The sequence below is a fragment of the Streptomyces alkaliphilus genome, from assembly GCF_014141535.1.
Lineage (GTDB): Bacteria > Actinomycetota > Actinomycetes > Streptomycetales > Streptomycetaceae > Streptomyces > Streptomyces alkaliphilus.
The window spans coordinates 1-915 of sequence record NZ_VKHT01001453.1; the positions used below are offsets into that span (position 1 = coordinate 1).

At 73.9% G+C, this 915-nt stretch carries 1 protein-coding gene and 1 pseudogene; both read left to right on the plus strand.

Going from position 1 to position 915, the window contains the following annotated elements; all coding sequences use genetic code 11:
• The coding region (locus FNQ90_RS27850; RefSeq protein ID WP_228471595.1) for a DUF6114 domain-containing protein at window positions 1–700 on the plus strand (700 nt) is incomplete at its 5' end.
• Window positions 693–915: pseudogene (locus FNQ90_RS25040) on the plus strand (hypothetical protein); the annotation flags it as partial. The gene FNQ90_RS27850 and the pseudogene FNQ90_RS25040, both read left to right, overlap by 8 nt.

Here is a 915-nt window from a genome sequence, read left to right on the forward strand (position 1 = left end):
GTCGAACGTCCCGTCCGACGACCGCCCCACCCCCCGGTCCCGGTTCGCCCGGGCCCGCCTCGCCTTCCGCGACTGGCGCGGGCAACGCCCTTTCTGGGCGGGGTTGCTCACCCTCCTCGCCGGATTGCCCATCGCCTGGTTCCCCTACGCCAACCTGACGATGGGCGAGCTGACCATCCGCATCGCGACCACCGCCGGGGCCGGCTCCCTGGTGATAGGGGTCCTGCTGATCACGCTCGGCCTCGGGATGTGGCTCCAGCCCGCCACCCGGGTCTTCGCGGGCGTGGCGACGATCATGCTCTCGCTGGTCTCGCTGGTCGTCTCCAACTTCGGCGGTTTCGTCGTCGGGTTTCTCCTCGGCCTGATCGGTGGCGGTCTGAGCATCGCCTGGGCGCCGGGCGAGGAGGACGCGGAGAGCGCGGCGGACGCCCCCGGTTCCGGGGACGGCCACGGGGCGAACGGCGATCATCCGGTGGACGGTCGGGGGGCGGCGATCGGTGACGAGCCGATGATCCGGATGTCCCCGCCCGCTCCGGGCACCGGCAGCGCCCTCTCGGCGTTCGGCCGGGCGCCCGCCGGGGCCCCCGTCGACTCCGTTTCCATGGACACCCTTTCCGCCGGCCCCGCTTCCGCCGACACCGGGGTTCTCCCCCCTGCCCCGGACGGATTCGGTGATCGGGAGGGCCGGCCCCGTGAGTGATGAGTCCTCGGGCGCCCGCCCGAAGCGGAGTGGCAGGCACGCCCGGCCCCGAACCCGAACCGCCGCCCTGGTGGCGATGCCCTCGGTGCTGATGTTCGGGTTGGGCCTCACCCCGGGCGTGGCGCAGGCCGAGCCGGCGGTGGACAGCCCCTTCCGCGAGGGACCCTGTGTGGAGATACCCGATCCCGCGGAGGTCGGGGAGGAGGGCCCGGAGG